General features: G+C 72.1%; 21 protein-coding genes. 13 read left to right on the top strand and 8 right to left on the bottom strand.

Annotation, left to right across the window (positions count from 1 at the left end; all coding sequences use genetic code 11):
• A partial coding sequence (locus C8054_RS09580) for an ALF repeat-containing protein (RefSeq protein ID WP_233219558.1) occupies positions 1–878 on the bottom strand: 878 nt, incomplete at its 3' end.
• Positions 879–1206: 328 nt separating this feature from the next.
• Here C8054_RS09580 and C8054_RS31985 point away from each other — a divergent pair.
• Together C8054_RS31985 and C8054_RS09570 are read left to right on the top strand one after the other, a co-directional pair.
• A complete protein-coding gene (locus tag C8054_RS31985) occupies positions 1207–1746 on the top strand; it encodes a phosphatase PAP2 family protein (RefSeq protein WP_158273832.1) in 540 nt (179 codons plus the stop codon).
• A gap of 62 nt (positions 1747–1808) precedes the next feature.
• On the top strand, positions 1809–2552 hold the full coding sequence (locus tag C8054_RS09570; protein ID WP_107156384.1) for a cyclopropane-fatty-acyl-phospholipid synthase family protein: 744 nt from the start codon (positions 1809–1811) through the stop codon (positions 2550–2552).
• A 33-nt stretch (positions 2553–2585) separates the two neighbouring features.
• Here the strand turns inward: C8054_RS09570 and C8054_RS09565 are convergent, their stop codons facing one another.
• Positions 2586–3626: a hypothetical protein gene (locus C8054_RS09565; protein WP_107156383.1), complete on the bottom strand. Its 1041-nt coding sequence runs from the start codon at positions 3624–3626 to the stop codon at positions 2586–2588.
• Entirely contained in the window at positions 3590–4726 is a 1137-nt protein-coding gene (locus C8054_RS09560; protein WP_107156382.1) for a transporter substrate-binding domain-containing protein, read from the bottom strand. Before C8054_RS09560 ends, C8054_RS09565 begins: the two co-directional genes overlap by 37 nt.
• A gap of 268 nt (positions 4727–4994) precedes the next feature.
• On the opposite strand from C8054_RS09560, the gene C8054_RS09555 reads away from it, so the two are divergent.
• The 5 genes from C8054_RS09555 to C8054_RS09535 all read left to right on the top strand — a co-directional run bounded on the left by C8054_RS09555 (position 4995) and on the right by C8054_RS09535 (position 11701).
• Complete coding sequence (locus C8054_RS09555; protein ID WP_107156381.1) at positions 4995–5366, top strand: helix-turn-helix transcriptional regulator; 372 nt, start codon at positions 4995–4997, stop codon at positions 5364–5366.
• A 437-nt stretch (positions 5367–5803) separates the two neighbouring features.
• Complete coding sequence (locus C8054_RS09550) at positions 5804–7324, top strand: arabinofuranosidase catalytic domain-containing protein (RefSeq protein WP_107156380.1); 1521 nt, start codon at positions 5804–5806, stop codon at positions 7322–7324.
• Positions 7325–7431: 107 nt separating this feature from the next.
• On the top strand, positions 7432–9138 hold the full coding sequence (locus C8054_RS09545) for a family 43 glycosylhydrolase (protein ID WP_233219557.1): 1707 nt from the start codon (positions 7432–7434) through the stop codon (positions 9136–9138).
• 12 nt (positions 9139–9150) lie between these two features.
• Positions 9151–10269 (top strand): RICIN domain-containing protein, encoded by a 1119-nt coding sequence (locus C8054_RS09540; protein WP_107156378.1) that lies wholly within the window; start codon positions 9151–9153, stop codon positions 10267–10269.
• Between the two features lie 79 nt (positions 10270–10348).
• On the top strand, positions 10349–11701 hold the full coding sequence (locus tag C8054_RS09535; protein ID WP_107156377.1) for a ricin-type beta-trefoil lectin domain protein: 1353 nt from the start codon (positions 10349–10351) through the stop codon (positions 11699–11701).
• 60 nt (positions 11702–11761) lie between these two features.
• Here C8054_RS09535 and C8054_RS09530 read toward each other — a convergent pair whose 3' ends face one another.
• Positions 11762–13534, bottom strand: coding sequence for a ricin-type beta-trefoil lectin domain protein (locus tag C8054_RS09530; protein WP_158273831.1), 1773 nt, complete (start codon positions 13532–13534; stop codon positions 11762–11764).
• Positions 13535–13750: 216 nt separating this feature from the next.
• Here C8054_RS09530 and C8054_RS09525 point away from each other — a divergent pair, with 216 nt between their 5' ends.
• From C8054_RS09525 to C8054_RS09510, 4 genes are all read left to right on the top strand, one after another.
• Positions 13751–14989, top strand: coding sequence for an extracellular solute-binding protein (locus C8054_RS09525; protein WP_107156375.1), 1239 nt, complete (start codon positions 13751–13753; stop codon positions 14987–14989).
• Between the two features lie 4 nt (positions 14990–14993).
• A complete protein-coding gene (locus C8054_RS09520) occupies positions 14994–15881 on the top strand; it encodes a carbohydrate ABC transporter permease (protein WP_107156374.1) in 888 nt (295 codons plus the stop codon).
• A gap of 62 nt (positions 15882–15943) precedes the next feature.
• Entirely contained in the window at positions 15944–16705 is a 762-nt protein-coding gene (locus C8054_RS09515; protein ID WP_107156406.1) for a carbohydrate ABC transporter permease, read from the top strand.
• Positions 16706–16742: 37 nt separating this feature from the next.
• Positions 16743–18446: an amylo-alpha-1,6-glucosidase gene (locus C8054_RS09510; RefSeq protein WP_107156373.1), complete on the top strand. Its 1704-nt coding sequence runs from the start codon at positions 16743–16745 to the stop codon at positions 18444–18446.
• A gap of 20 nt (positions 18447–18466) precedes the next feature.
• Here C8054_RS09510 and C8054_RS09505 read toward each other — a convergent pair whose 3' ends face one another.
• Positions 18467–19492: a LacI family DNA-binding transcriptional regulator gene (locus C8054_RS09505; RefSeq protein WP_107156372.1), complete on the bottom strand. Its 1026-nt coding sequence runs from the start codon at positions 19490–19492 to the stop codon at positions 18467–18469.
• Between the two features lie 164 nt (positions 19493–19656).
• Here C8054_RS09505 and C8054_RS09500 point away from each other — a divergent pair, with 164 nt between their 5' ends.
• Both C8054_RS09500 and C8054_RS09495 read left to right on the top strand, forming a co-directional pair.
• Positions 19657–22053 (top strand): right-handed parallel beta-helix repeat-containing protein, encoded by a 2397-nt coding sequence (locus C8054_RS09500; protein WP_199199646.1) that lies wholly within the window; start codon positions 19657–19659, stop codon positions 22051–22053.
• Positions 22054–22078: 25 nt separating this feature from the next.
• Complete coding sequence (locus tag C8054_RS09495) at positions 22079–23209, top strand: mandelate racemase/muconate lactonizing enzyme family protein (protein ID WP_107156371.1); 1131 nt, start codon at positions 22079–22081, stop codon at positions 23207–23209.
• A 2-nt stretch (positions 23210–23211) separates the two neighbouring features.
• Here C8054_RS09495 and C8054_RS09490 read toward each other — a convergent pair whose 3' ends face one another.
• The 3 genes from C8054_RS09490 to C8054_RS09480 all read right to left on the bottom strand — a co-directional run bounded on the left by C8054_RS09490 (position 23212) and on the right by C8054_RS09480 (position 25462).
• Entirely contained in the window at positions 23212–23964 is a 753-nt protein-coding gene (locus tag C8054_RS09490) for a FadR/GntR family transcriptional regulator (RefSeq protein WP_107156404.1), read from the bottom strand.
• A 50-nt stretch (positions 23965–24014) separates the two neighbouring features.
• On the bottom strand, positions 24015–24881 hold the full coding sequence (locus tag C8054_RS09485; protein WP_107156370.1) for an aldo/keto reductase family oxidoreductase: 867 nt from the start codon (positions 24879–24881) through the stop codon (positions 24015–24017).
• A gap of 113 nt (positions 24882–24994) precedes the next feature.
• Positions 24995–25462, bottom strand: a complete 468-nt coding sequence (locus C8054_RS09480; protein WP_107156369.1) for a hypothetical protein — start codon at positions 25460–25462, stop codon at positions 24995–24997.
• Positions 25463–25492 lie beyond the last annotated feature (30 nt).

Here is a 25492-nt window from a genome sequence, read left to right as displayed (position 1 = left end):
ACCGCGGTGCGGGCCGCGTCGGCCGCCCGGGCCGCCGCGTCCGCCGCCCGGGCGGCGGCGCTGGATGCGCGCTTGGCCGACTCGCGGGCCGCCTCGGTTTCCGCCTTGGCGCGCTCGGCGGCGGCCTTGGCCAGCCGGGCCGCCTCCACCGCCTGCGCGGACGCGTTCTTGGCGGCCTCGGTCTCCTCGGCCGCCATCTCGCCGGCCTCCTTGGCCTGGCTGACCAACTGGGTGAGCGTGCTCACCTCCTGGTCTCGGGCCCGGGCCACGTGCTGCCCGCGGACCAGGAAGTCGCGCAGGTCCCGGTCGGTGCCGGCGAGCGCCTGCTGCGCGGCCGCGCGGACGGCGGGACCACCGGCGGTCATGATCTGGCCGATCCGCACCCGGTCGTCGAGCATCCGCGCGTTGCCCAGCTCCAGGAAGAAGAACCGCTCCAGGTCCGCCGGGGTGCCGGTCAGCGCGCGCTGGGTCGCGGCCTTCACCTGGGGGCCGCCCACGGTCATCACCTGGGCGGCGCGCACCCGCAGGTCGAGGGCGAGCGGCGCCTCGTAGCCGCTCTCCAGGAACCGCTGCACGTCGGCCGGGGTGCCGGCCAACGCCGCCTCGGCCGCCTGCCTCGTGTTGGACCCGCCGATCTCCTGGTACTGCTCCACCACGGCCCGGCTGTCGTGCGCCACCGCTTCGGAATAGCCGGTGTCGAGGAACTCGCGGAGGTCCGCGTCCGAGCCGGTCAACGCGACCTCGGCCGCCCGCGAGACGGCGGGTCCGCCGGTGCGCATCAACTCCACGCAGCGGGCCCGGTCCGCCGGCGTCAGCGGATCCGCCGCGCTGGCCGGGGACGCGAACGTCGTCGCTGTCACGATCATGGTGGCGGTCATGGCGATGACGGCACGTAGTGTCGTCCCGCCCGGGCGCCTTCGGCGACCTCTCACGGCCTTTTCCCCCGTTCGTCCACTGGCAACGCCGGCAGGAAGTGCCGGCGCGGCCAGGCTATGTTCGCCGGGGGCAGCGCGATGTCCCGTGTGGACGAACCACCACAATCGTCGATACCCGCCGGTCGGCGGCGCGCCGCGGGGGCGCGCCGCGGCGGTGCGCCCCCGGGCCGGTGGGTGGAATTCGGCGCTTTCCCGGCCTGCCGCGACGCCCGCGTGCGAGCGTGGAAGCCACCCGGACACGGGTCGGGTAGCCGAGGAGGGCGGTGGCGTCGTGAACTACCACCTGTTCCAGATGATCAACGCCGGGGCCGGGCGGGTCGACGCCGTCGACGACGCGTTCGAGTGGGCGGCGGTGTGGTTGATCTACGTCCTGGGGGCGTTGGCGGTGGTGCCGGTGGTCCGCGCCGGCCGGCCGGCCGCCGGCGCCGTGGCGCGCGTGCTCGCCGCGCTCGCGCTCGCGTTCGCGCTGGGCCGGGTGACCGCCGCGCTCAGCACCGAGGTACGGCCGTTCCAGACCCACCACGTGCACCAGTTGATCCCGCACGCGACCGGTCCGTCGCTGCCCAGCGACCACGCCACCGCCGCGTTCACCCTGGCCCTCGCGGTCGGCGTCTTCCTGTCCCGGCGCTGGGGCGCGGTGCTCACGTTCCTGGCGGTGGTCATCGGCTTCGCCCGGGTCTGGACCGGTGTGCACTACCCCGGCGACATCGCCGCCGGCGCCCTCGTCGCCGCCGTCGCCGTCGTCACGGTCGCGGTCACGACCCGCCGCTTCGCGCGCCGGTTCCGGCCGCACCCCGACCCGACCGCCTGACGTCCGGCCCGGCCTCGGAGCATGATCCGGTCGCAGCGGTCCGGTGGTGTTCACTGTCAACCGTGGACCGTCAACGACTCAGCGACATCGCGCACTCGCACCACCCGATCGCGGCGCCGGTCTCCGGCGTCAACGTCAACCGGCTCCTGCGCCGGGCGGACCGGCGGCCGGCGGCGCGCATCCTCGACCTCGGCTGCGGGCGGGCGGCGTGGGCCATGCAGGCACTCGCCCACCACCCGGACGGCCACGCGGACGGCGTCGACGTCAGTCACCACGCGCTCGAACACGCCGCCGCGACGGCCGAGATGCGCGGCCTCGCCGACCGGCTGACGCTGCACGAACGCGACGCCCGCGGTTACGTGCCGGACGGCGACTACGACCTGGTGCTGTGCGTGGGTTCGACGCACATCTTCGACGGCTTCGCCGGAACGCTGCGGGCCGCCGGCCGACACGTGAACCCGGACGGGATCCTGCTGGTGGGTGAGGGTTTCTGGCAGGCGCCGCCGACGCCGGAGGCGCTGGCCGCGCTGGACGCGAAACCGGAGGACCACACCGACCTCGCCGGCCTGGTGGACGCCGCCGAGGAGGCCGGCTGGACCCCGGTGTACGCGCACCTCAGCGACGCCGCCGAGTGGGACAACTACGAATGGTCGTGGGTCGGCTCGCTCACCGAGTGGGCGCTCGACAACCCCGGCCACCCGGACGCCGCCGAGGCGCTCACGGTCGCCCGGGCGCACCGGGACGGGTGGTTGCGCGGCTACCGCAACCTGCTGGGTTTCGCGACCCTGGTGCTGCGCCGCACCTGACCGCCGGTCGCCACCACGGGGACGGACCGACCGCTAACGCGGGCCCCGGCCGGACTGGTCCCCGGCGGGGAGCCGGCCATCACAGCGAACGTCCTTCACGGTGACCGGCCGCCGGAGCATCATCCAGTCGAGCACGGTCTCCTCCACCGGCCAGCCGTGCACCGTCACCACGCTGTACGGCACCGGACGGGCCTGCGGGCAGAGAACCTGCGAACGCACGTGGTCGTTGGGCAGGAACTGGACGACGGCCGCCCGGTCCAGCATGATCGTCGAAGTGTCGGTGACGGTGATCAACGCGCCGAGCACCACCTCCGGGGCGACCTCGCCGTCCCCCGTCGCGTTCTCGGAGGCCGGTGGGGCGACCTCGACCGCGGTGGTGGGCAGCACCGGCGCCGCCAGGAAGACCGCGCCGGTCACCAGCGGCAGCACAGCCGCGACCGCGTACGCCAGGCCGTGGGTGACCGCCGGCGCGATCCACCCGGGGATCGCGCCGGTGAGCAGCACGGTGGCCGCGGGCGGCACCACCAGCAGCACGGCGGTGGTCGGCTCACCGACGTGCAGCGCCGTCCACGCGGCCGGGGCCGACGCGGCGTACTCCAGCACCGCCACGGCCAGCGGGATCGCCACACCGACCAGGAGGATCCGGTTCGGCTGGTCGGGATACAGGTAGCGGGTCCGCAGCGCGAGCAGGCAGAGCGCCAGCATCAGCAGGGTCGGCAGGAAGCGGAGCTGCCAGGTGAGCGCGCCGAGCGCGACCGCCGCGGTGGCCACCCAGCCGGGGGTACGCGCCGTCCAGGAGGCGAGCAGCGACCGGTCCGGGTCGAAGCGCTCCGGGGCGCTGAGCCGCAGCAGCCGCCCGAGCACCCCGAACGTCAGCACGACCAGCGGGAAGGCCCAGACCAACGCGATCAGCAGCGCGCTGAGCAGGCCCAGCGGGCTGACGTACTGCACCAGCAGCAGCATCGTCGACATGTCCTGGCGGCTGAGTTGCCACAGCCGCAGCACCAGGAGCAGGACGGGGAACGCGGGGAGGAGCGTCAGCAGCCACTGCTGCGCCTGCCGGGCCCCGGCCATCCGGCGGGGCCGGCCGCTCTTGCCCGGACCGTCGGTGATCCGGAGAGCGCCGGGGCCGGCAGTGCGATCCTCTCCCACGGCCACTGCCGTACCTCCACCTTCCTGGGGTCGGGCTGCTGTTGTACCGCGACCGGCTGCGGGAGGTTGAAGCGCTGCTGCCAGCGGAAGTTGGCGTCGTACGCCTGCTCCCAGGCCGAGTTCCGCGGGTTCGTGGCCGAGTCGTCGAGCGCGAGGTCCACCAGGTCGCGGAGCGCCTCGTTCGGGCCGGTGTTGACGCCCCACTTCTCCGCGGCCGACTCGCCGATGTCCCAGTGCCGCAGCGGCTTGGCGTTCCGGAGCAGGCTCGGGAAGCGCTGACCCTCGTCGCCCGACCGGTCGCCGGTGACGAAGCCGGCGAGGATCGCCGCGTCGCTGCTGACCGCGTCCACCTTGCCGTCGTACAGCTCCTGGACGCACTCACTGATCTTGTTCCGGCCGATCGGCCGGGCCCGGGCCTCCCGCAGGCGCGGAATGGCGGTCGAGGTGGTCAGCGTGCAGACGGTCCGGCCGGCCAGGTCCTCCAGGCTGCTCACCGGGCCCTTGTCGCTGGCCAGCGTCACGACCGACTGCTCGGTCTGCAGGTAGGCCGCGGAGAAGACCGCCCCCTCCTCCTCTTCCCGCTTCCTGGTGATGCTGTAGGAGGCGATCACCATGTCGACGGTGACGAACCCGTCGCGGTCCCGGGCCTGGCGGCGGGCCCGGTCCTCGCTCTCCATGGGCAGGAACCGCACCTGGGACCGGTCGAACCCGAGATAGCCGGCGATCAGGTAGGCGATGTCGACGTCGAAGCCCTTCCAGACGTCGTTCGGCAGTTGCTGGGAGACGCCGGGTTGGTCGTCCTTCACGCCGACGAGCAGTTGCGCCTTGCCCTTGAGGCCGGCCCGCTCCATCAGGTCGTCGCGGGTCGGTGGGCCCAACTGGAGCACGATCGGGACCAACGCCGCCGCGAGGAGGGCCAGCACGACCACCAGCCCCACCAGCCGGAGTTGACGGATCCGGATGGCCCGCGACGACGTGCCCGGCGCCGGCCCGGACGGGGCCGGCTCGCCTGCCTGATTCACCTGTGCCCTCCCCCGTTGCGCCCGGTGGGCGCCAGCGGTTCCATTGTCGGGTGTGTGGCAAGGCCGGGACGAGCCGCCACCGGGTCGGGATGCCGACCGGCCGGGAGCACCGGAGATGTCGGCGCGTCCATCGACCGGCGTGGAAGGCCGGCACCAGGTCGTCCGATCTTCGAATGTGGTCCCGTCCGGTGCTCCGCCCGACTCACGGAGATTCACCGCCGGTGATGGTCGGCGGTTTTGCCGTCCCATTGATGGTGTCGGTGCGACTATGGAGGGCGTGGGAACTGCGAAAACAGCGATGCCGTCCATCTCGCCGCTGACCGGTGAGCCGATCAAGCGTGCCGACGCCGAGCGCCTCGCCGGCGTCCTGAAGGCGTTCGCCGACCCGGCTCGGCTGCGGCTGATCAGTCTGATCCAGTCCGCCCCGGAGGGTGAGGCGTCGGTGAGCGACCTGACCGCCCCGCTCGGGCTGTCCCAGCCGACGGTGAGCCATCACCTGCGCATCCTCACCGAGGCCGGGCTGCTCGAACGCGAGAAGCGCGGGGTCTGGGCGTACTACCGGGTGGTGCCGTCCGCGATCGCCGCCATCGCCGACCTGCTGACCCCGCCGCGCAAGCGGGCGACGAAGCGGACGCGCTGAGCGCCGTCACGCCCCACCGGCGGAGTCGCCGCGCACGCCGGGTGACGAGCGCGCCGAGCCTGATGCGGGCCGGGGCGGAGAACCGGTCCGCCCTGCCTACCGGCGGGTCGCTCGGCCGATCCGGGTGACGGCTCGGGCCGTGGCCTGCCCGAGCCGTGCGCGAAGCGCCGGCCCGAACGCCCGGCCCGTTCGCCGCGCGGTCGTCGACATCGATGTGTTCTAATTACTCACGTCGATGTTCGCGATAACATCAGCGACCGGTATGCCACCACCGAGGCACCTCCGGGAGCGCCGCCTCGTGCCGGGCCGGACACCTCGCGCGCCGCACGGGCGGCCGAGTGCGCGCCACGGGTGTTAGCGCTTCACCGACGGTCACCACCCGTGAGGCTCCGTGCCGGTACGGACGGTCCCGGAGCCTGCGCACCCGAGGAGCCGTCATGGCCATCCCCCGTCCCCGATCCCTCCGCTCCGGACGACCACGACTGCTGGTCGCCACCCTGGCCCTCGTCCTGGCCGCCGGCGGCACCGTCCTGACCACCCAGGCCCGGACGGCGGTCGCCGCCCCCGGGCCGGGCGCCGTCGTGGGCGTGCAGTCCGGACGCTGCGTGGACGTACCGAACGGAAGCACCACCAACGGCACCCAGGTCCAGCTCTACGACTGCACCGGCGCGGCGGCGCAGACCTGGACCTACACGTCGGCGCGGCAGTTCACCGTCTACGGGACCAAGTGCCTGGACGCCAACGGCCGGGGCACCAGCCCGGGCACCGCCGTGATCATCTGGGACTGCAACGGCCAGGCCAACCAGCAGTGGACCGTCAACGGCGACGGCACCATCACCGGCCAGCAGTCCGGGCTCTGCCTGGACGCCAACGCCGCCGGCACCGCCAACGGCACCAAGCTGATCCTCTGGACCTGCAACGGCCAGGCCAACCAGCGGTGGACCACGTCCACCACGCCGTCCTCCCCGCCGCCCAGCTCGCCGCCGCCGACCGGTGGCCGGCCGTGTGACATCTACGCCGCGGGCGGCACGCCCTGCGTGGCGGCGCACAGCACCACCCGCGCGCTGTTCTCGGCGTACGGCGGCAACCTCTACCAGGTCCGTCGCTCGTCGGACAGCGCCACCCGCAACATCGGCGCGCTGGGCGCCGGCGGCTACGCCGACGCCGCCGGCCAGGACGCGTTCTGCGGCGGCACGACCTGTGTGATCACTGTCGTCTACGACCAGTCGGGACGCGGCAACGACCTGTGGTACCAGGGCTCCGCGCAGGTCCCCGGCTCCTCGTCCAGCCGGCCCGCCACCGCGACCAGCGAGGCGCTGACCGTCGGCGGCGCGAAGGCGTACTCGCTCTACATCAACCCCGGCAACAGCTACTGGCGCGACGGTCACCTGACCGGCGTCCCGACCGGCAGCGCGCCCGAGGGCATGTACATGGTCACCAGCGGCACGCACGTCAACAGCGGCTGCTGCTTCGACTACGGCAACAGCGAGACCACCCGCAGCGCGGACGCCGCCGGCGCGATGGACGCGATCTACTTCGGCACCAGTTGCTGGTTCGGCGGCTGCTCCGGCAGCGGCCCCTGGGTCCAGGCCGACCTGGAGTGGGGCCTCTACCCCGGCGGCAGCCAGACCTGGAACCCCAACCAGCGCGCCTTCACCAGCAAGTTCGTCACCGCCACGCTGAAGAACAACGGCACCTCACGGTTCGCCATCAAGGGCAGCAACGCCCAGTCCGGCAACCTGTACACGCTCTACGACGGGTCGCTGCCCCCCGGCTACAGCCCGATGAAGAAGCAGGGCGCGATCATCCTGGGCAGCGGCGGCGACTGCTGCAAGCCCGGCGGTGGCGCCAACCTGAGCGCCGGCACGTTCTACGAGGGCGCCATGGTCGCCGGCTATCCGTCCGACGCGACCGAGAACGCGGTCCAGGCCAACGTCGTGGCCGCCGGCTACCGCTGAGACCACCCGCACCCCCACCGGAAGGACACCCACCCATGTTAGCGCTATCAACGAGACCTGATCGCCGTGGCCGGCGCAGGCTCGCACTGCTCGCCAGCCTGCTCGCGATGATCGGGCTGTTCCCGGCGATCGCCCGGGCGGACAACCCGATCGTGCAGACGATCTACACGGCCGACCCGGCACCGCTCGTCTACAACGGCCGGGTCTACCTCTACACCGGCCACGACGAGGACAACTCGACCTGGTTCACCATGAAGGAGTGGCGGGTCTACTCGTCCGACGACATGGTCAACTGGACCGACCACGGTTCCCCGCTCAGCCTCGCCACGTTCAGCTGGGCCAAGCAGGACGCGTGGGCCGGCCAGGCGATCTACCGCAACGGCAAGTTCTACTGGTACGTACCCATGGTCGTGCGGGCGACCGGCCAGATGGGCATCGGGGTGGCGGTAGCCGACAGCCCGACCGGCCCGTTCCGGGACGCCATCGGCCGTCCGCTGGTGAGCAACGGCGAGATCGACCCCACCGTGTTCATCGACGACGACGGCCAGGCGTACCTCTACTGGGGCAACCCGAACCTGTGGTACGTGAAGCTGAACGCGGACATGACGTCGTACTCGGGCAGCCCCACGCGGATCCCGCTCACCACCGCGGGCTTCGGCACGCGGACCGGGGACGCGAACCGGCCCACCCTCTACGAGGAGGGCCCGTGGGTCTACAAGCGCAACAACCTCTACTACAACGTGTTCGCCGCCAAGTGCTGCTCGGAGTTCCTCGCCTACTCGACCGCGCCCGGCCCGCTCGGGCCGTGGACCTACCGCGGGACGGTCATGCCCACCCAGGGCAGCAGCTTCACCAACCACCCCGGGGTCGTCGACTTCAAGGGCAACTCTTACCTCTTCTACCACAACGGCGCGTTGCCGGGCGGCGGCGGTTTCACCCGGTCGGTGGCGGTGGAGAAGTTCACCTACGGCGCGGACGGCTCGATCCCGACCATCTCCATGACCACCACCGGGCCCCCGCAGGTCGGCACGCTGAACCCGTACGTCCGGCAGGAGGCCGAGACGATCGCCTGGGGGCAGGGCGTCGAGACCGAGGTGGCCAGCGGCGGCGGCATGAACGTCGGCTTCATCGACAACGGGGACTACATCAAGGTCAAGGGCGTGGCGTTCGGCACCGGCGCGACCTCGTACACCGCCCGGGTGGCCTCGGCCGGTAGCGGCGGCAGCATCGAGCTGCGCCTGGACGGCACCAACGGCCCGCTGATCGGCACCTGCCGGGTGTCCGGCACCGGCGGCTGGCAGACCTGGACCGACACCACCTGCGGGGTCAGCGGCGCCACCGGCACCCACGACCTGTACCTGCGGTTCACCGGCGGCAGCGGCTCGCTGTTCAACCTCGACCACTGGCGGTTCAGCTCCGGCACCAGCACCCCGCCGCCGACCGACCCGCCGCCCACCACCCCGCCGCCGACGACCCCGCCGCCCACCACTCCCCCGCCCACCACGCCGCCGCCGACCAGCGGCCCCTGCACCGCCAGCTACCGCACCACCAGCACCTGGTCCGGTGGCTTCCAGGGCGAGGTGACCGTCACCGCCGGCGCCTCGGCGATCAACGGCTGGACGGTGGGCTGGAACCTGGCCGGCGGCCAGAGCATCAGCCAGATCTGGGGCGGGACGCTGAGCACCAGCGGCTCCACGGCGACGGTCCGCAACGTGTCGTACAACGGCTCGGTGCCGGCCGCCGGCTCGACCACGTTCGGCTTCCTCGCCAACGGCTCGCCGTCGACCCCGTCCCTCACCTGCACCAGCCCCTGAGAGGAGCAGACATTGCGTACCGGAAAATGGCTCGCCGCGGTCGCGGCGCTGGCCCTGTCGGTCACCGGCGTGCTGGCCCCGGCCGGCCCGGCGGCGGCCGAGTCCAACGGCGGGGTGCGGGTGATGCCGCTCGGTGACTCGATCACCGAGGGCACGCAGGTCCCGGGCGGTTCCCGGATCGGGCTGTGGCAGCGGCTCGCCGCCGGGGGCTACCGGGTCGACTTCGTCGGCTCCCAGTTCAACGGGCCGGGCAACCTCGGCGACCACGACCACGAGGGCCACCCGGGCTGGCGGATCGACCAGATCGACGCCAACATCACCGGCTGGCTGAACACCTACCAGCCGCGCACCGTGCTGCTGCACATCGGCACCAACGACATCCTGCAGAACTACAACGTCTCCACCGCGCCGAACCGGCTCTCCACGCTGATCGACCGGATCACCACGACGGCGCCCAACGCCGACGTGTTCGTGGCGCAGATCATCCCGTTGGCCAACTCCGGCCAGGAGTCGGCGGTACGGACGTTCAATGCTGCCATCCCGGGCATCGTGCAGTCCAAGGTGAACGCCGGCAAGCGCGTCCACCTGGTCGACCAGCACGCGGCGCTGACCACCGCCGACCTGATCGACGGCATCCACCCGACGGCCACCGGCTACGACAAGATGGCCGCCGTCTGGTACGCCGCGTTGCAGTCGGTGTCCGGCAGCATCGGCACCCCGGGCAACAGCGGCGGCACCTACCAGAACGTGCAACTGGTCGGCACCGGCTCGGGGCGGTGCCTGGACGTGCCGAACGGCAGCACCACCAACGGCACCCAGGTGCAGTTGTACGACTGCTGGGGCGGCACCATGCAGCGCTGGACGTACACCGCCAGCAAGCAGTTGCAGGTGCTCGGCAACAAGTGCCTGGACGCCAACGGGCGCGGGACCGCGAACGGCACCGCGGTCATCGTCTGGGACTGCAACGGCCAGGCCAACCAGCAGTGGAACGTGAACGCCAACGGCACCATCAGCGGCGTGCAGTCCGGTCGCTGCCTGGACGCGGCCGGCTACGGCACCGCCAACGGCACGCGAATCAACCTGTGGGACTGCCACAACGGCTCCAACCAGCTCTGGACCCCCCGCAGCTGAGGTGCAAGGCGGGGCCCCTTCTTAACGCCTCCGGTAGAGGAGGGGGCCCCGCTTAACTTCTCCAAGGAAGGAGTACGACATGCCGAGACGTCGACTCGTCGTCGGTGTCGTCGCGGGGGTGGCGGGCCTGGTCCTCGCCATGAGCGGCGTCGCGCTCGCCGCCGGGCAGAGCACCACCGGCGTCGGCCCGCTGGCGTCGACCGCCGGCTGCGGCAAGGCGCCGGCGCTGACCAGCGGCTCGCACACGATCTCCAGCGGCGGCCAGAACCGCTCGTACATCCTGCGGATCCCCGACAACTACGACTACAACCGCCCGTACAAGCTGATCTTCGGCTTCCACTGGAACGGCGGCACCGCGGGTGACGTCGACTCCGGCGGGACCAGCGGCTATCCCTGGTCCTACTACGGGGTCCGGGCGCTGGCGAACAACAGCGCCATCTTCGTGGCGCCGCAGGGCAACGGCAACGGCTGGGCCAACCCGAACGGGCAGGACCTGACGTTCGTCGACGACATGGTCCGCACGTTCGAGGCCGGCCTCTGCGTCGACACCACGCAGCGGTACGCGATGGGCTTCAGTTACGGCGGCGGCATGAGCTACGCCCTCGCGTGCGCCCGGGCGACCGTGTTCCGCGCGGTCGCGGTCTACTCGGGCGCGAACCTCAGCGGGTGCAACGGCGGCACCCAGCCCATCGCGTACCTGGGAATTCACGGGCTGCGGGACGGCACGCTGCCGATCTCGGCGGGGCGTTCGCTGCGTGACCAGTTCGTGCGCAACAACGGCTGCACCCCGCAGAGTCCGCCCGAGCCGGCGCAGGGCAGCCTGACGCACGTCGTCACCTACTACTCGGGCTGCCGGGCCGGCTACCCGGTCGCCTGGGCCGCGTTCGACGGGCCGCACGCCCCCAACGCCGTGGACGGCACCGCCGACCCGTTCGCGCCCGGCGAGCGGTCCTGGACCCAGGCGGTGGTCTGGCGGTTCTTCACCCAGTTCGACGGCACCACGCCGACGAACCCGCCGACCACGCCGCCACCGACCACGCCGCCGCCGACGTCCGCCCGGCAGCTGGCGGGCGAGCAGTCCGGCCGGTGCGTGACCGCACCGGGCCAGAGCTCCGGTACGCAGGTGCAGTTGCAGGACTGCGCCGGGCAGTCCGGCCAGCTCTGGACCGCCACCTCCGGCCGGCAGTTGCAGCTCGCCGGCAACCTCTGCCTGGACGCGAGCGGCGCCGGCACCGCCAACGGCACCGCGGTGATCGTGTGGGCCTGCAACGGGCAGCCCAACCAGCAGTGGAACGTCAACGCGAACGGCACCGTCACCGGCGTGCAGTCCGGGCTCTGCCTGGACGCGAACGGCCAGGGCACGGCCAACGGCACCCGGCTGGTGCTCTGGTCCTGCAACGGCGGCGCCAACCAGCGGTGGAGCTGGCGCTGACGTGTTAAGCGGGGCCCCTTCCTATGCCGCAGGCGTTAAGAAGGGGCCCCGCCTTGCATGTCAGCTTCGGAGGGTCCAGCGTTGGTTCGCGCCGTTGAGGCACTGCCAGAGCTGGACCTTGGTGCCGTTGGTGGTGCCGAACGCGCTGGCGTCCAGGCACAGCCCGGACTGCACGCCGGTGATCGAGCCGTCGGCGTTGAGGTTCCACTGCTGGTTGGCCTGGCCGTTGCAGTCCCAGACGACCACCGCGGTGCCGTTCGCCGTGCCCTGGCCGGACGCGTCCAGGCACTTGGTGCCGTACACCGTGAGCTGTTTGCCCGAGGTGTAGCTGAAGCGCTGGTTGGCGCCGCCGTTGCAGTCCCAGAGCTGGGCCTGGGCGCCGTTGGTGGTGGTGGAGCCGGGCAGGTCCACGCACCGGCCGGACTGGCCGCCGACGATCTGGACGTTCTGGTTGGTGGGTCCGCCGCCGCCGGGCGGCAGCAGGGTGACGGTGGACGTGTCGTTGATGTTCGCGTGCGACACGGTGACCGTGGTGCCGTTGTTGGCCAGGGTCACCACGCTGTCCCGGACCGTGACCGGGCCGGACACGGCGCCGCCGTTGTTGTACGGGATGTTCTGCACCACCACCCGGACCTGGTTGTTCACCACCAGGCCGCTGGTGGCGTCCAGGCGCTGGAGGTTGAGAGTGACGTTGCCGGTGGTCGAGTTGCCGCCGACGAGGATCTTCGCCGAGCCGGCGTCCCGGGTGGCGAACGCGTCGTAGGAGGCGCTCGGCGTGACCGCCACGATCTGGCCGGTCATCGAGCCGTAGAACTGGTAGGCCCACCATTCGCCTCTGGGCTGGTACTGCCCGCTGGAGTTGCGGGTGAGCAGGCTGGCCAGGTCGTTGTGCAGGTTCTGGCCGCCGGCCCAGTTGGCCCGCAGCCCGTCCGCGCCGGCGCGTTCCAGCCGGGCCAGGTACCACGCCCCGCCGGCCGGGTTCTGCTGGTTGGACGCGCCGTACTCGTTGATCTGGTGGGGTCGCGGGTGCGGGATGCCCCGGGAGTCGAGCGTCTGGTTGGCGGTGGCCACGTTCGCCACCGGGTCGCCGGGCAGCGAGTGCCAGCTGAAGATGTCCGGCACCACGTTGTTGGCCTTGACGTAGTCGAGGTACTGCGTCCACCACCCGCTGGTGGACGGCACGCACGCGCAGCTCGGCCCGACGATCAGCATGCCCGGGAACGTGGCGCGGATGCGTTGGTAGGTGCGTCGCCACAGCTCGAAGTACTGCGACTGGGGCCGGTTCCAGAACAGGCTGATGTTCGGCTCGTTCCAGATGTCCCACTGCACCGTGATGCCGGCCGCGCGTACGTCGGCGAAGAGCCGGTCCAGGAAGCGGTCGTAGTCGCTCCAGTCGCCGTTGTCGCCGGGGAAGCGGCTGATCGCGGCACCGTCGGCGCCCCACAGGTCGTGGTCGAGCAGCACGAACGTGCCGCCCAGGGCCGCGGTGCGTCGGGCCTGCGCCACGGTGGCGTTCCACCGGCGGTCGTAGCCACCGCCGACCCAGCCCTGGCCCGGCAGTTGGGCGCCCCCGGCGCGCATGGCCCGGAACCGCACGTCCCGGAAGTAGTTGTCCGGCGGGTTCTGACCGTTCTCGGTCATCCCGTAGATCCAGCCCGAGCCACGGTAGGTCGGGGTACCGAGCGCGGTGGAGAAGGTGACGGTGAGCGACTCGTCGGCGGCCCGGGCGGGGGCCGCGACGACCGCGAGTGAGCAGACGACGGCGACGGCGCCGGCCGCGATCCGGGCGGCGAGGCCACGGATCCGGGGTGCCCGGGGGCGGGGGAGGTCCACTGGTGACTCCTTCGGCAGGGCGGGGATGCTGCGGAGGACGTCCTGGCGAATCGATTCGCCGCGCAGCTTAGGCGTAGACATTGATAAATGTCAACGAAATGACTCGGCCGTGACGTCGATGTTTCCTGAGCAGGCATCGAACATCTTGACCGTCTTGCCGGAGCGGCCTATCTTCGGTCGAACCGATTCGCCCACCGCTTGTGGAGGTGGCACACCATGACGACATCCGCGTGGCGGCGGGGCGTGGCCGGCGCCGCCCTGACCGCTCTCGTCCTCGCCGGCAGCGCCTGCGCCGCGACGGGCGGCCCGGACGGCGGCTCCGGCGGGGCCGCGTACACGGTCTGGGACCCGTATCCGCAGTTCGCCGCCGGCTCCGACTGGGAGAAGCTGCTCCAGAGCTGCGGCAGCGCCGCGGGCGTGACGGTGCGCCGCACCGGTTACGACACCACGGACCTGACCAACAAGGCGCTGCTCGCGGCCCAGCAGAGCAACTCACCCGACGTGCTGATCATCGACAACCCGGTGATCTCGACGCTGGCCCAGGCCGGCGCGTTGACCTCGGCGGACGAGACCGGGCTGGACACCTCCGCGTCCGCGCCCAACCTGCTCGGCGCCGGCCGGCTCGACGGCAGGGCGTACGGCGTCCCGATCGGGGCCAACACACTCGCGCTCTGGTACAACAAGGATCTGCTGGGTCGGGCCGGTGTGGACGTCGCGTCGGTGCGGGACTGGCCCTCGCTGACCGCCGCGCTGGCGAAGGTCACGGCCGCTGGCAGGAAGGGCATCACGTTCTCGGCGATCGGCACCGAGGAGGGCAGCTTCCAGTTCCTGCCCTGGTTCTGGGGTTCCGGCGCCCGCCTCACCGCGCTGGACTCGCCGCCGGCGGTGTCCGCGCTGACGCTGTGGAAGGACTGGCTGACCCGGGGGTACGCGCCGAACTCCGTCATCAACAACACCCAGACGACCAGTTGGCAGGAGTTCGCCGGTGGTGACTTCGCGTTCGCCGAGAACGGCACCTGGCAGCGCGCCAACGCCGAGAAGCTCGACTTCGCGTACGGGATCATCCCGGTGCCGGCCAGCGCCGGCGGCACCGCACCGGCCCCGACCGGCGGCGAGTTCGTCTCCGTCCCGGTGCAGCGCGACACCGGCCGGTACGACGTCTCGCGCCGCCTGGTGTCCTGCCTGACCAGCCCGGACAACCTGCTGACCACCGACACCACGCTGTCGTACGTCGCGCCGGTGGCGGCCGTGCAACAGAAGCAGGTCGCGGCCGATCCCGCGCTGAAGGTGTGGGTCGACGCGGTGAACGCCGCCAAGGGCCGCACCGGCGACGACCTCGGCACGCGGTACCCGAAGATCTCCGAACAGCTCTGGACCGCCGTGCAGGGCGCGCTCAGCGGCGCGAAGACGCCACGGGCGGCGCTGTCCGCCGCCCAGGGCGCGGTCGCCAAGTAGCTCCATGAGCCGAAACCGCACCGACCGGTGGACGGCGTGGGCGTTCCTGGCCCCGGTCACGATCTATCTGCTGGCCTTCTACGCCTACCCGCTCTACCGCAACGTCGAGCTGAGCCTGCGGCGGTACACGGTCCGGTCGTTCGTCTCCGGCGGCGCCCCGTTCGCCGGGCTGGACAACTACCGGGACGTGCTGACCCACCCGACGTTCGGGCCGGCGCTCGCGCACACGGCGGCGTTCACGGCGGTGTCGCTGCTGTTCCAGTTCGCCATCGGGCTGGGGCTCGCGGTCTTCTTCCACAGGCACTTCCCGCTGTCGGCGACGCTGCGGGCGTTGTTTCTCGTACCCTGGCTGCTGCCGCTGATCGTCTCGGCCTCCACCTGGTCGTGGATGCTCAACAGCGACGCCGGCGTGGTCAACGCCGCGCTCGGCGCGCTCGGCGTCGAGCCGGTCAACTGGCTGACGTCGCCTCGGTGGTCGCTGGTCTCGGTGATCATCGCGAACATCTGGATCGGCGTCCCGTTCAACCTGGTGGTCCTCTACAGCGGCCTCCAGGCCATCCCGACCGACGTGTACGAGGCCGCGGCGCTGGACGGGGCGAGCGGGCCGCAACGGTTCTGGCGGATCACGCTCCCGCTGCTGCGGCCGGTGTCGGCGATCACCCTGCTGCTCGGGCTGATCTACACGCTGAAGGTCTTCGACATCATCTGGATCATGACGCGGGGTGGTCCGACCGACTCGTCCACGACGTTCGCCACCTGGTCCTACCGGCTCGGCTTCGGCAGCCTGCTGCCCGAGTTCGGGCCGGGCGCGGCGGTCGGCAACCTGCTGATCGTGGTGGCCCTCGGGTTCGGGTTGGCCTACGTCCGGGCCCAACGGAGGCAGCGGTGGTGAGCGGCGGGCGGGGCCGGAACGGCTGGTGGCGTACCGGCCTGGGGGTGGTGTTCACCGCGCTGATGCTGTTCCCCGTCTACTGGATGGTCAACGTGTCCCTCACCCGGGACACCGACCTGCGCGCCGACCCGCCGCACCTGTTCCCGGCGCACGGCACCGTCGAGGGCTACCAGGTGGTGCTGCGCGACCAGTTGCCGTACCTCGGCACCAGCCTGCTGATCGGGCTCGGCACGGTGGCGCTGACCGTGGCCCTCGCCGCGCCCGCCGGCTACGCCCTGGCCACGTTGCGCCCGGTCGGCGGCGGCGTGCTCCGGTTCGTGCTGCTGATCGCGCAGATGATTCCCGGGATCATCATGGCGATGGGGTGCTACGCCATCTACCTCCGGCTCGGCTGGCTCAACTCGGCGGCCGGTCTGGTGCTGGCCGACTCCACCATCGCCGTGCCGTTCGGCGTGCTGATCTTCACGGCGTTCATGTCCGGCATCCCGGGCGAGGTGCTCCAGGCCGCCGTGATGGACGGCGCGAGCCGGTGGCGGACGTTCCGGTCCGTGGTGCTGCCCCTGAGCCGCAGCTCGATCATCACGGTGTCGCTGTTCGCCTTCCTCTGGGCCTGGTCGGACTTCCTGTTCGCGTCCACGCTGGATGCCGGCGGCGCCGCGCGGCCGGTGACGCTCGGCATCTACCGCTACATCGGCAACAACAACCAGCAGTGGAACGCCATCATGGCGACCGCCGTGATCGCCTCCGTCCCCGCCACCGTCCTGCTGATCGTGGCCCAGCGGTACGTCGCCGCGGGCGTGACAGCCGGCGCGGTCAAGGACTGAGCGCGCCGTCCGCACCACAGAAAGGCAGTCACCCCCGATGACCGTCGCCCCCTCCGGCCCGACGTTCTCCGTCCGGGAGATCCCGTTCAGCCACTACGGGTCCTGGCTCAGCGTCTCCCCCGTGGTCGCCGAGCACACCTGGGCCGACGACCTGCACCTGGTCTCGCACCGCAACGGCATGCACCCGGTGCTCCGGTTCACCTCGCCGGCCGACGCCGAGGTGACGGCCCGACCGGCGCTGCTGAGCTGGCACGACCGGCACGGCCGGGTCGAGGCGACCTACGCGGGCCCGGACACGCTCCGGCTCCGGGGCCGCGGGGCCGGGCTGCGGATCAGCGCCGCCGCCGCCACCCTCACCCCGTTCAGCGGGACGTACCTCTACGACGACCCGGTGGACGCCGCGTTCGTGTTCACCTCCTACGAGACCGGCCGCCGGTACCGGGTCACCGTGCTCACCGGCGCGGCCGAGGCGGTCGGCACGCAGGCGCTCGGCACCGCGGCCCGCGGCCTGGTCCTGCCGGCCGACCGGCCGTGGGAGGTGGCGATCGAGGAGTACGCGACGGCCCGCCGACCGTACGCGCCCGACGCGGACTTCGACGACCTGGTCGCCGCCGCCGACGCGGACTTCACCGCGTTCGTCGAGGCGGTCGCCCCGTGGCGCGGCCCGTCGACCCCGGCCGCCGAGCTGGCCGGGTACGTGTTGTGGTCGGCCACGGTGGCGCCGGCCGGCTTCGTCACCCGGCCCGCCACGCTGATGTCGAAGCACTGGATGAACAAGGTGTGGAGCTGGGACCACTGCTTCAACGCACTCGCGCTGGCGGCCGGCCGGACCGACCTCGCCCGGCACCAGTTCCACCTGCCGTTCGACCATCAGGATCCGGCCGGCGCGCTGCCCGACTCGGTGACCCACTCGGAGGTCCTGCACAACTTCGTCAAGCCGCCGGTGCACGGCTGGGCGTGGCGGCAGTTGCGGCGACGGTCCGGTCGGGCGGTGCCGCGCGCGGAGCTGGTCGAGGTCTACGAGCGGCTGACCCGGTGGACCACGTTCTGGCTGGACCACCGGCGGGCGCCCGGCCGGCGGCTGCCGCACTACCAGCACGGCAACGACAGCGGCTGGGACAACGCCACCACCTTCGACGCCGACCGGGTGGTCGAGGCGCCCGATCTCGCCGCCCTGCTGGTGACGCAGCTGGAGTGCCTCGCGGAGCTGGCCGCCGAACTGGACCGCCAGGCGGAGGCGGCGCGGTGGGCCGACGTCGCCGGCGAGGTCCGCGACGCGCTGCTGGACGAGCTGTGGACCGGGGAGCGGTTCACCGCGCGCAGCGCGCGGACCGGGCGGACCAGGTCCAGCACCAGCCTGCTCGACCTGATGCCGATCGTGCTCGGCGAGACGCTCCCGGCCGGTGTCGCCGCCACGCTCGCCCGCCGGATCGAGGCCCACCTCACCGAACACGGGCTGGCCACCGAGCCACTCGACTCACCGCACCACGAGGCCGACGGGTACTGGCGCGGCCCGATCTGGGCCCCGGCCACCGTCCTGATCGAGGACGGCCTGCGCCGGGCCGGGCACGTCGCGCTCGCCGACGAGGTCAGCCGGCGGTTCCGGCTGCTGTGCGAACGGTCCGGCTTCGCCGAGAACTTCGACGCCAAGACCGGCGCGGGCCTGCGGGACCGGGCGTACACCTGGACCGCGAGCGGATATCTGCTGCTCGCCGGCGACGACCGGCGGCGGCGGGGATGAGCGGACGGCCCGGCGTGCGGTCAGGACGCGGCACGGCGCGCCGGTGCCGGGCCGGTGCTGGCGCGCAGCGAGACCGGCGGGCGGTAGAGCCGGTGCCGCGGCGCGGTCCCGGGCGCGGCGATCCGCTCCAGCAGGAGCGACACCGCCTCCGCGCCCATGTCGACGATCGGCACGTCCGCGGCGGTCAGCGGCGGGCGGAGGTTCTCCGCCCAGTGCCGCGCGGCGACCCCGGTGAGCGAGAAGTCGCGCGGCACCACGAGCCCGGCGGACTCCAGCGCCCGCTGCATGCCGGGCAGCGCCGCCTCGTTGACGGTGGCCACGGCGGTGACCTCGGGGTGGGCCGCCAGCAGTTCCTCGACGCACGCCTCACCGGCGGCGACGTCGTCACCGCAGCAGACGTCGACGCCGGTCAGGCCGCGTTCCGCGACCGCCGCGGCGAAGCCGCTCAGCGCCCGGCAGCCCGGGCCGTAGCCGGCGGCGACGAGTTCCGCCGAGCGGTTGACCAGGGCGACGTGCCGGTGCCCCAGGTCCGCCAGGTGGTGCACGCAACTGGCGATGAGGCCGTCGTAGTCCACGTCCACCCAGCTCGTGCCCGCCGGCCGGGCGGTGCGGCCGATGGTCACGAACGGCAGGCCGGTCTGCTCCAGCCGGGTCACCCGCTCGTCGGTGAGCCGGATCTCCATCAGCACGACGCCGTCGACGCGGCGGCCGGTCACGATCCGTTCGAACGACCGGTCGTGGTCACCGCCGGACGGCGACAGCAGCACGTCGAGGTCGGCCCGCGCGGCGGCCTCGACCACGCTGGCGACGAAGCCGAGCTGCATGTCGGTGAGGCGTCGGCTGGCGGGCGGGATGACCAGGCCGAGGGTGCGGGTCCGGCCCTCCTTGAGGGCCCGCGCGTTGGCGTTGGGGCGGTAGTCCAGCTCGTCGATGACCGCCTGGATGCGCTGCCGGGTGGCCGCCGAGACCGGCCGCTTGCCGCTCAGCACGTACGACACGGTGCTGCGGGACACCCCGGCCCGCCGGGCGATCTCACCGATGTTCATCCCGCTCCCGGCAACGGTCGTCGAATCGGTTCACCTGGTGGGACGACCCTAGGTCGGGGCGGTGACGGGTGTCAACGCGCATGTCCGCCAAGCAATCGACTTGTATCGATATTGATAACTGCTTAACATGAGACGTCATACCTATACGCGCCGCTGGAGGTTCCGTGAACGCATCCGCCCTGCGACGGTCGGCCGTGACCGGCCTCGCGCTGGCCACGGCGATCGCCGGCGTCGCCGTCGCGGCGTTCGCCACGTCCGCCTCGGCCGCCGCCACCACCGTGTACGCCTCCCCCGGCGGCACCGGCAGCGGCTGCACCGCCACCCAGCCCTGCTCGTTGTCCACCGCCCAGGCCACCGTGCGCTCGCTGGTCGGCGGCATGTCGGACGACATCGTGGTGCAGCTCTCCGACGGCGTCTACCGGGTGACGTCGCCGCTGACGTTCGGCGCGGCCGACTCCGGCACCAACGGTCACACCGTGCGCTGGCAGGCCGCCTCCGGGGCGCATCCGGTGATCAGCGGCGCGAAGCAGGTGACCGGCTGGTCCGTCGCCGACTCCGGCCGCAACATCTGGCGGGCGAACGTCGGCGCCGGGCAGAACACCCGGCAGCTCTACGTCGACGGGCAACTGGCCACCCGGGCCCGGACGGCGGTGAGCCGGTCGGACTTCAGCGCCTCGGCCACCGGCCTGCGGATCACCAACGGCAACCTGAACTACCTGAACAACCTGGCCAACGCCAACCGGGTCGAGGTCGAAGGGATCAACTCGTTCACCGACCGGTACTCGCCGGTGCAGAGCATCAGCGGCGGCCTGCTCACCATGGCGCAGCCGGCCTGGAACAACAACAACTTCGGCTACGACACCCTGATGAACCCGTTCCGGGCCGGCCCGTTCTACCTGGTGAACGCGTACGAGTTCCTCGACTCCCCCGGCGAGTGGTACGTCGACACCGGCACCGGCACGCTCTACTACATCCCGCGCTCCGGGCAGAGCATGTCCACGGTGGACGTCGAGTTCCCGGTGACGCAGTCGCTGGTCACCGTGGGCGGCAGCTACGCCAGCCCGGCGCACCACATCGCGTTCTCCGGCCTCACGTTCACCGGCACCAGTTGGCTGGGTCCCAGCAGCAACCAGGGGTGGGTCGACCAGCAGACCGGCTCGTACATCGCCGGCACCTGGTCCTGGCCCGCGTGGGGCTCCTGCACCTCCGGCTGCCAGCAGTTCGAGGCGGCCCGACCGAGCTGGTCCCAGATGCCCGCCGCGGTGCAGATCTCGGCCGCCAACACCATCACGTTCAGCGACTCCCAGTTCGTCAACCTGGGCCAGACCGCCGTGGGCATCGGCAACGACGCCAACGCGCACGCCACCGGCGTCGGGCTGGGCGCCAGCAACATCACCGTCACCCGCTCCGAGATCGCCCGCAACGCGGCCGGCGGCTTCGTCATCGGCGGCGTGCGCGCCGATGCGCACCACCCGAGCGACGCCCGGATGACCAACCGGGACATCACCGTCAGCAACAACCGGATCCACGACCTCGGCCTGGACTACCGCGGCATCAGCTCGGTGCTGCCCACGTACGTCACCAACGCCACGATCAGCCACAACGAGATCTACAACCTGCCGTACTCCGGCCTGACGATCGGGTACGGCTGGGGCGCCAACGACGCCGGCGGCAACAACGAGTACGCCCGTCGCGGTCTGTACAACTACCAGCCGCGCTACAGCACCCCGACCACCGCGTCGAACAACCGCGTGGTCGGCAACCACGTCCACGACGTGATGCAGCAGATGAACGACGGCGGGTGCATCTACACGCTGGGCTGGAACCCGAACGCATTGATCAGCGAGAACTACTGCCTGCGGACCAACGGCTACTTCGGCGTCTACTTCGACGAGGGCTCCAAGTACTACACGGTCACCACCAACGTCTTCTCGAACACCGGCACCTGGGCCACCGCCAACTACTGGGGCGGCGAGAACATGGGCAACTGGACGCTCACCAACAACTGGTCGACAAACAACAGCACCAACGTCACCAACGGCGACCGGGGCAACGTGGTCTCCGGCAACACGACGGTCAGCAACGGCAACTGGCCGGCCGGCGCGCAGACCGTGATGAACGCCGCCGGCCCGCAGGGCTCCGGCGGCCCGACCACGCCGCCGCCGAGCGGCACCGCCCAGCAGATCGTCGGCGGGCAGTCCGGCCGCTGCGTGGACGTGCCCAACTCGTCCACCACGAACGGCACCCAGGTCCAGCTCTGGGACTGCGGCAGCGCCACCGGGCAACGCTGGACCGTCACCGCCGGGCGGCAGCTCCAGGTGTACGGCAGCAAGTGCCTGGACGCCAACGGCCAGGGCACCAGCAACGGCACCGCCGTGATCATCTGGGACTGCAACGGCCAGCCCAACCAGCAGTGGACCGTCAACGCCAACGGCACCATCGTCGGCCAGCAGTCCGGGCTCTGCCTCGACGCCAACGCCGCCGGCACCGCCAACGGGACCAAGCTGATCCTGTGGGCCTGCAACGGCGGGGCCAACCAGCAGTGGAGCCTGCGGGGCTGACCGGGACGGCGGCGAGGAGACGAGCGTGAAGGTCACCGGCTACCGCAGCCTCACCACCGCGCACGACTGGGGACGGCTGATCGGCGACGCCAACGGGGTGATGCCGCGGACGCGTACCGACGTGCCCGTGCTGATCCTGGAGACCGACATCGGTCTGGAAGGCGTCGGTCTCGGCCCGCACGGGGACGTCGAGCGGGTCTTCGGCGCGGTCGACGGCGCGGATCCCCGCGCCGCCCCGGCGCTCTACGACCGGATGCTGAACCAGGTCTTCAAGACCGGCCACGCGGGCGCGACGTTCGGCACCGTCGGCGCGCTCGACATGGCGTTGTGGGATCTCAAGGCGAAGGCGGCCGACGAGCCGCTCTGGCGCACCGTCGGCGCCGCCGACCGGTTCGTCCCCGGCTACGCCTCCGGGCTCGACATCGCCCTCGACGACGACGCGCTCGCGCGACTGTACGAGCGCTTCGCCGAACGCGGCTTCACCGCCGCCAAGCTCAAGGGCGGCCACGACGTCGAGCGGGACCGACGCCGGCTGGAGACGGTCCGGGAGATCCTCGGCCGTAACACCGGCCGCCCGGCGCTGATGGTCGACGCCAACGAGTCGTGGAACCGCGCCCAGGCCGTCCGGTTCGTCACCGCGCTGGAGCGCACCGTCGACCTGACCTGGGTCGAGGAACCGGTCCGCCGGTGGGACGCGGCCGGCCTCGCGGCGGTGCGGCACGGCGTCCGGGCGGCGGTCGCCACCGGCGAGAACCTCACCGGCCTGGAACAGTTCCGGCCCCTGCTGGACGCGGACGCCGTCGACGTCGTCCAGGTGGGCAGCGTCTGGGGCATCACCCACTTCCTGCGGACCGCCGTGGTCGCGCACGGGCGGGACCTGCCGGTGAGCCCGGTGGCCTACCACGCCAACCCGCTGGCGGCCGCCGCCGCGGCGGTGCCCAACCACCTGTCGTGCGAGGTCCAGGACTTCACCTGGCCGATCGGGCTGACCGTGGACCAGGAGATCGCGGACGGCGGCATCGTCCTCGGCGACCGGCCGGGGCTGGGCATCGAGGTCGACGAGCAGCGCCTCGCGCCCACCGACGCGCCCCGCTCGGCGACCGGGCCGCACGTCCGGCCCGACCGCGCCGGCCTGCGGCTCGTCCCCGACCCCTGAAGCTAGCGCGCCGGGCCGCCGCCCGGCCCCGCCAACCGGCGCCGCTGCCACGAGGTGACGATGTGGTCCCGCATAGTGCGTTCGGCGGCGGCCACGTCCTGCCGGGCGATGGCGTCGACCACCCGCGCGTGCTCGTCGAGCGTCGACTCGAACGCGCTCTCGTACGCCATGCCGTGGAAGCGGCTGCTCTCCATCGCCCGCCGGTAGAGGCGCTTGCAGATGTTCTCCGCCAGGCGGTTCCCGGACAGCTCCATGACGGTGAAGTGGAAGACCACGTCCGCCTGCCGGAACGAGTCGCTCTCGTGTCGGATCTCGCGCATCACGGCGAGCGCGTGCTCGACCCGGGTCAGCTCCTCCGGCGTACGCCGGCTCGCCAGCGTGCCCGCCATGGCCGCCTCCAGGCTGCCCCGGACGATGGTCAGCTCGTCCAGGACGCCGAGCGACTCGTCGTTGTCGATGAGCGCGGAGAGCACCACCGGATCCAGCATGTTCCACGAGCCGACCCGGGCCACCTGGGTGCCCCGGCCCTGCGAGACCACCACCAGGCCCTTCTCCTCGAGCCGCTTCACCGACTCCCGGATGACCGTCCGGCTCACGCCGAAGTGCTCGCTGAGCGGCCCCTCCGGCGGGAGGAGCTGCCCCGCGTCGAGCTGCCCGGTGACGATCAGCTCGACCAGCTCACTCACCACCGCCACCCCCAACCGTTCGGCCGGGCGGCGGGGCGGAAAGGCGAACCCGTCCAGGCGAGCCGTCATGAGCACACCCTAGTGCAGCGCCACGGCCGCCCCGCGGCGTCGGGACCGGGTCACGCGCCGACCGCGTCCAGCTCGGCGAGCGCGTCGGCGGGCAGTTCCAGGGCCGCCCCGGCGACGTTCTCGCGCAGGTGCGCGACCGAGGACGTGCCGGGGATGAGCAGGATGTTCGGTGCGCGGCGCAGCAGCCAGGCGAGCGCGACGGCCATCGGCGTGGCCGCCAGCCGGGCCGCGACCCGGTCCAGGACGTCGGACTGCATCGGCGAGAAGCCGCCCAGCGGGAAGTACGGCACGTAGGCGACGCCCTCCCGGGCGGTGCGGTCGACCAGCTCGTCGTCACCCCGGTTGGCGAGGTTGTAGAAGTTCTGCACGCACACCACCGGGGCGATCGACTGCGCCTCGGTGAGCTGTTCCGAGGTGACGGTGCTCAGCCCCAGGTGCCGGATCAACCCCTGCTCCCGCAGGCCGGCGAGCGTGCCGAACGGCTCGGCGATCGAACCCGGCACGGGTGCGTCCATGCCGCCGACCCGCAGGTTCACCACGTCGAGCGCGTCCAGACCGAGGCGTCGCAGGTTGTCGTGCACCTGCTCGGTCAGCTCGGCCGGGGTGCGGGCGGGCGGCCAGCCGCCCTGCGCGTCGCGACGGTTGCCGACCTTCGTGACGATGTGCAGGTCGTCCGGGTACGGCGCGAGCGCCTCGCGGATGATCTCGTTGGTGACGTGCGGACCGTAGAAGTCCGCCGTGTCGATGTGCCGGATGCCCAGCTCCACCGCCGTGCGCAGCACGGCGACCGCGGCGGCCCGGTCCCGGGGCGGCCCGAACACGCCCGGACCGGCCAACTGCATGGCGCCGTAGCCGACCCGGGTGAGGGTCAGGTCGCCCACCGGGTAGGTGCCGCCGGGAAGTGCGTGGTCCGTCATGGTTCCCTTCCGCGCGCCGGAGTCTCCGGCCCACGACCCGTACGATGCCCGCCGCCGGCCGGCGCAACCAGGGTCCGCCGGTCCCGGGATCGGCGGACCCCGGCCGGGTGCCGTCACGCGGCGAGCAGGCGCTCGATCCGCGCGTACTCGGCGGCCATCTCGGGGCCGGCCAGGAAGTCGTCGAGATCGGCCGGGGCCCGGTGGTCGACCTGCTCGACGGCGCGTACGGCAAGCTCGTGGATCTCGTCGCGGTGGCCGGTCTCCAGATAGGTCGTCCAGTGTTCGAGCGCCGAGACGGCGATGAGCAGCTCCGGATCCATGTCCCCGTCGCTGAGGACGCCGTCGTCGATGCGGGTGAGCAGCGCGCGCAGTTCGGCCGCGCCGGCCGTCGCCGCGTTCGCCCGCGCGACGGTGAACGCCGCCGCCGCGTCGTCGTCGAGCTCACCCGCGGCGGCGATCCCGGTCAGTTCGTCGTCCCGGACGACCCGGGCCACCGTCTCGGCGCCGAAGGCGCGCACGGCCTCGTCGCGGGCACCGGCGACCAACCGGCGGACGGCCGCCTCGAATTCCTGGTATCTCACGGCCCGCAGTCTAGGGACGGCCGGTGACAG

Origin of the sequence: Micromonospora sp. RP3T (assembly GCF_003027925.1) — a bacterium.
In the GTDB taxonomy this organism is placed as follows: domain Bacteria; phylum Actinomycetota; class Actinomycetes; order Mycobacteriales; family Micromonosporaceae; genus Micromonospora.
This window is presented reverse-complemented; position numbering and strand designations above follow the sequence as displayed.